Annotated in this window: 6 protein-coding genes; 2 read left to right on the top strand and 4 right to left on the bottom strand. The window is 58.5% G+C overall.

Annotation, left to right across the window (positions count from 1 at the left end; genetic code table 11):
* Nucleotides 1–433 precede the first annotated feature (433 nt).
* Nucleotides 434–700 (bottom strand): ribbon-helix-helix domain-containing protein, encoded by a 267-nt coding sequence (locus BRX43_RS19740; RefSeq protein WP_125996757.1) that lies wholly within the window; start codon nucleotides 698–700, stop codon nucleotides 434–436.
* A complete protein-coding gene (gene parA, locus BRX43_RS19745; RefSeq protein WP_125996758.1) occupies nucleotides 697–1,347 on the bottom strand; it encodes a ParA family partition ATPase in 651 nt (216 codons plus the stop codon). The genes BRX43_RS19740 and parA overlap by 4 nt, the downstream gene beginning before the upstream one ends.
* 455 nt (nucleotides 1,348–1,802) lie before the next feature.
* On the opposite strand from parA, the gene BRX43_RS20455 reads away from it, so the two are divergent.
* Nucleotides 1,803–2,135, top strand: a complete 333-nt coding sequence (locus tag BRX43_RS20455; protein ID WP_164523699.1) for a transposase — start codon at nucleotides 1,803–1,805, stop codon at nucleotides 2,133–2,135.
* On the opposite strand, the gene BRX43_RS19755 is transcribed toward BRX43_RS20455, so the two are convergent.
* A complete protein-coding gene (locus BRX43_RS19755; RefSeq protein ID WP_241215102.1) occupies nucleotides 2,128–3,048 on the bottom strand; it encodes a helix-turn-helix domain-containing protein in 921 nt (306 codons plus the stop codon). The genes BRX43_RS20455 and BRX43_RS19755 overlap by 8 nt on opposite strands.
* Nucleotides 3,049–3,300: 252 nt before the next feature.
* Nucleotides 3,301–4,308 carry a replication initiator protein A gene (locus BRX43_RS19760; RefSeq protein WP_125996760.1) on the bottom strand — a complete coding sequence of 336 codons (1,008 nt, stop codon included), beginning with the start codon at nucleotides 4,306–4,308 and terminating at the stop codon, nucleotides 3,301–3,303.
* A gap of 324 nt (nucleotides 4,309–4,632) precedes the next feature.
* Between BRX43_RS19760 and BRX43_RS19765 the strand changes: the two genes are divergently transcribed.
* Entirely contained in the window at nucleotides 4,633–5,220 is a 588-nt protein-coding gene (locus tag BRX43_RS19765) for a recombinase family protein (protein WP_125996761.1), read from the top strand.
* Nucleotides 5,221–5,433: the final 213 nt, after the last annotated feature.

The following is a 5,433-nucleotide window of genomic DNA, read 5'->3' on the forward strand; positions in this document are numbered from 1 at the left end:
TATGGATACGGTTCAGGACATATGAGAACGGCTTATTAGCTTAACGTGCACGTACCACCTTGCATGGCACACACACGAGCCGCCGCCCACATGTCCCTTCATCTTCAAACTACAATGTCAAAGAACCAACCGACAAACATACCGGACGCCCATCAACCCCCTCCCTTAGGAAGAAGTCCAGCATCCGTACCTTTCGGCTGCCACACCAACCGAACCATCGGGTCCAGCGCTGCGGTGAAAGGGCATTTAGGCCGGAGTTCCCGATTCGTCAAACCCCCTTTGAAAAAATTTCTTACATGCCGAGAAGGCATTCACATGCAGGATGTCTGACTTTGCAGTCTCGCAGAGGGCTGACAGCCATGGGTAGGCCAGCAGCGGCACCGGTATCTGTCCCAAGATCGTGAGCTACGACAGCCTTGGCAATGTTGCCTCTTCAATCGCCAATCGGACTTTCGCCATGCTTCCGGAGCACATCGTTAAAGGCTTCAGCCATTAGCGCCTGAAGGCTACGGCCTTGGCGACGCGCCAGCATATGCATGGCAAACGACATTTCGGGGGTGAAGAAGCCGGCGATCTGCTTGCGTCCTTCGCGGCTGGCCGGCCCTTTGGGCGGAACTACGGCGGGGCTGGTCGACGGCGCAATTGTCGGAATCGCGGCCTGCCGATCCCGAAGGTTAGCGAAACTAGGCTTGCGGCTCATGCTACCTTCTCCTCGTCGCTTGTCGACATGACTACCTGACGACATACCCATTTATAGATTTGCCGAATATCTTCCGCTGCCTTGCCAGCGCGTTCCAGTTCCATGACGGTTCGTCCCTCTGCACTGGCATGCCGATAAGCAGCGCGATCCGGCACCTGGACTGGACAGGGGGGCGTACCATAGCTTTCCACCAACTCTCCCGCTTCCTGATAAATCCGAGATGCATTGGGAGGGCCGGCAATAAAAACGACATAGGCGGGCTTGCGGAGCAGTTGGACAAGCTTTGCGGTTGTCTCGATCGCTGAAAGGTCGAACGCGCTGGGCCGGCATGGTATTAATACGAAATCTGCGACTTCGACCGCGGCGCGGGCAGCGCTATCGGCATGAGGTGGCGTATCGATCACAATCCATTGTGCACCCTGCTCTTGAGCTTGGCGGATCTTCGCTGCAAGTCTTGGCGGCGGGCTATCGATTACTTCGGGAGGATTATCCTTCCGCCACGTTGCCCATTGGCTGGCTGTTGCCTGTGGGTCGGTATCGACGATCAGCGCTACAGCCCCGGTATCCTGGGCGGCTGCGGCGAGATGGATCGCCAGCGTCGTCTTTCCTACCCCGCCTTTTTGGCTGATGATCGCGATTGTCGGCATTGTCGACTCCTCAACGTGTCGACAGTTCGACATGTAAGTTATTTTGCACATACCCGCAAGGAAGATGGATTACTAGGGTCCGGAGCCAATAACGGTCTTTGGTTGTGTGCCTGATGGTGATTCACTGCCTCTGTGGGGAGGTGGTGCGATGTCAGATTTCTTCTGGTTTTCGGATGCGCAGTGGGAGCGGATCGCTCCACTGCTGCCGACCGACGTGCGCGGCAAGGCACGGGTGGATGATCGCCGTGTACTGAGCGGGATCGTGCATGCGCTGCGCTGTGGAGGGCGCTGGGCGGACTGCGCGGACGTGTACGGGCCGAAGAAGACGCTGTACAACCGCTTCGTGCGCTGGGCCGGACGCGGTGTCTGGGATGGCATCTTCAGCGCGCTCGCAGGTGCGGACGGTGTACCGGACCGGCCTTTCATCGACAGCAGTTGCATCAAGGTGCACCGCTGTGCAGGCGGCGGAAAAGGGGGGCTTGGCCCATGGTATCTGCCGCACCAAAGGCGGTCGGAACACCAAGGTCCATGCCGTCTGCGACGCCAGGGGCCGCCCTCATGTCCTCCTGCTGACGCCGGGAAACGTCCACGACTGCAAGGTCGCCAAGGCCTGCATCGCTGCACTGCCACCATCCGCCGAACTCGTCGCCGACAAGGGATACGACAGCCAGGCGTTGCGCGAATGGCTCGACGAGCGCGGCACCCAGGCCGTCATCCCGCCGCGGCGCAACCGCCATCGCCTTAGCGGCCGCAGTCATCTGGTGGTTATGAGTCCGGACCCTAGATAATAGAATCCATTCTGGGTTGTGGATCATGATGAGACTCACGCTCTAGCGCATCGATCCGTGCGCCCAATCGAGCCAGCACCCGACCCAACGGACCGCTCAGGGTCGCTTGCGACAGCTCACGGCATGACAAACGTGACAACATGGCGGCCTGTACCTCCCGCCGATCGGCGTCGGCTTGGATAACATCGTCCGGTGGGGGTGCAGGCCGCATCCAGCGCGGCAGATAGGCGATGACCGCCTTGGGCAAAGCAAATCGATAGGCATTGGACGTCTGGGCATAGCGAGGGCCGGCTCCTTGGACCTTGATACGCTTGAAACGTCTCTGACGGATAAGAAAGCCGATCGCCTCGAGCTGGTTGAGTGCCCGTGCAACGGTGGCCCGACCAAGCGCCGTTGCCTTGGCGAGGTGGTCGTAGCTGGGAAATACCTGCCCTCGGTTAAGCTTGGCTAATGCAAGCAATTCCTCATAGACTCGCACCGCCCCAGCGGTCAGCGCGGTGATTGCACGTTCGCGATGTGATAATCTTCGGGTGCCCATGCGTTCCTCGCGTGCCAGGCGTCGCCCGGTATCGAGTGTACGACGCGCGATCCGCAGCAACCGATCGGTTTCCCCTTGCGCGGGCACAGTGAAAAACGTGCGTTCGAAGCTTCCCGCTTCGATGCTGCCGCGTCGCACCGGCGCGCCCGGACAATGCGGCGCGCTAGCATGTATACGCTTGCGTCCACCCATCCGGGTGAGAGCCGTCGTCATTGCTTCGCCCAAGGTAAAGGCGGTCATCGTCCATCCCCATTGGGGCCGGAACCAGGATAAAAGAATTCGTGGCGCGAAGCGCGCATCCTTGAACAAATGTTCGATCAGGAGTATCTGGAGGGAGTCTTGGCTCCGGTTCGACGTTTGGCGACGTCGCTCCATTTGATACCCTTGGGATGCCCGGCCTTCGTGCCGGGCTTTCCTTTATGTGGTCACAGCCGCTTTCCATATATCGTCGGCACAGCCCGCCGACCCGCAAGCCGGTTCTTGCAGGATTGGCCCAAGCGGGAAAGTGTTTACGGTTCGTGCTATCGAGTATGAACTCAAAAAATTGAGGCCGCAGGCGTAAAATTTGCCTGAAAGTTCGTGCTATCGAGTATGAATTGGATCGAAAGTTCGTGCTATCGAGTATGCTCAATCCACGACGATCGTTTCCTCTGTGACATCCGCCCCCGATTCGAGGATGAGTTCACAGTCCGGCTTGGTCCGCGAATCGCCCAACGCATCCTGACGCGAATCCGGATTAGCCTCTTCATCACAAATGGCAGGACGGCGGGTTATTGCGACTCGCACCGGATTGGCTTTGCGACCCCGGCGCCTCTCCTCATGCTCATCCAGTGTCTCGACCAGTTCGATCCGATAGTCCGGAATGGCATCGCTACCGGCGATCTGCTTCAGCGCCGCCCGGAAATTGGCGATGGGATTTTGATAGCCAATCTGCAGCCGGAAGGTGGCAATATCCAGATCCAGTCCCTCCCCTTCATCGGTTGATCGGGCTACCTCATAGATGCGCCGCTCGATTGGACCGAGTTGGAAGTAGGCGGCGGTATAATCGAGTACGTGCCGGTCGAGCAGGATCGCTCGGAACAGCCAGTCGCACAGTCGCACCTTCACTGCCTTCAATCGACGTTCGCCGCTGCGCGATCTAGAATAATGAAGCTTGGCCTCGGAAAGCCAGGAAAAGAAGCCCTCCTCGCCTTCGCCACCCGCCTCGATATTGGTTTTGATCTGCGTCCCCTGCAGTCGCTCCAGCGCTTCGGACAGGCGGGCATAGGAGCGCGCGGAGTGGTTGCTGCCAGTTACGGTGAACAGGTCATGCGCGGTGAAGATGAAATCCTGACCAACCGTCTCGCCCAACTCAAGTTTGGCTGCCATTAGGCTGGCGATGTAGAGAACGATCTCCTTGTCATAGATCGTGGCCACGCCACTTGCCGAAGGTCGAACCTCGATCGACACCTGATCGGTCTTGTAAGTCAGCGGCTTCATCCAAGCCGTCTTGGCGAGCGCAAAAAAAGGGAAGGCCATCAGCGATCGCTCACCACGGATTTCTCCCTGGAGAGGGCTATCGAGCGAGAAAAGGTCACTCTGAGGAGTAGCCGTAATCCTGCGATCCTTCGACCGCTTGGTAGACTGGCGGGCCATCAGCCATTCATACTCGAAAGCACGAACTTTGCGCACTCTTGAGTACGTTCCCGAAGGAAAATCGCATCATTTGGCCTTCCAATTCGTGCTTTCGAGTATGAATTCATCTCTACCATTTAGCATAAATGCATACTTGTCGACAATCATACATATAGACAAATAGCTTGTGCATCAGCTTGCATAATGCATCTAGGGGCATTGCTCCTTTTAAAACACGGTTGCCATTCAGTGGTGTTGTGAAAGAGGGTTATGAAAGCCATGAGTGGTAGTCCGTTACGCACATCGCCTTGGCTTGCAAATACGGCCGTTTGGGAAAGAGGCCGCTTGACCAACACACCCTATTTGATCGGCTATGCCCGCGTGTCGAAGGAGGAGGAACAATCCAACGCGGCACAGGCCCGCGCACTGAAGGCCGCGGGTTGTTGCCGCGTGTTCGAGGAAACCGCCAGTGGTGGGCGCTGGGACCGCCCCAATCTTCACGCGATGATCGGCCAGCTGCGCGAGGGCGACGTGGTCGTAGTCTGGAAGCTCGACCGGCTCTCGCGCAACCTGAAGGATCTACTCCACATCATGGATCGGATCGAGGCAGTAGGTGCGGGCTTCCGCTCGCTGACCGAAGCAATTGACACCACAACGGCGGCTGGACGGATGATGATGCAGATGGTCGGCAGCTTCGCCGAGTTCGAACGGGCCATGATCCGCGAGCGGACCAGCGCCGGCCTAGCCCAGGCGCGGGCTGAAGGCCGGATCGGCGGACGCCGGCGCAAGCTGGCTGAGCAACAGCGTCGCGAGATTGCCGAGTCCGTCACCTCCGGCCGCAAGTCGGGTGCCGAGATGGCCCGGCTCTACGGCGTCAGCGAACCCACCGTTTCGCGCATCGTCGCGGCATATCGTCAACAACAGGGAGAATAGGTATGAAGCACGTGCCAATCTACCTGGCCGGCTGACACACCAGCCTAAGCCTCGTCGAAAACTGACGTCTCCCTGTTCTAGGGTTGAAACCCAATCAGCATTTTGAGGGCTGACGGTTTTCCTGATTCACTGGTGGGTGGATCAGGAGGAGAGAGGCATGGCGCTGTTCTGGTTGTCGGATAAAGCGTGGGCGGCGCTCGAGCCGCATCTGCC

Source organism: Sphingomonas sp. S-NIH.Pt15_0812 (genome assembly GCF_003951315.1).
GTDB lineage: Bacteria > Pseudomonadota > Alphaproteobacteria > Sphingomonadales > Sphingomonadaceae > Sphingomonas.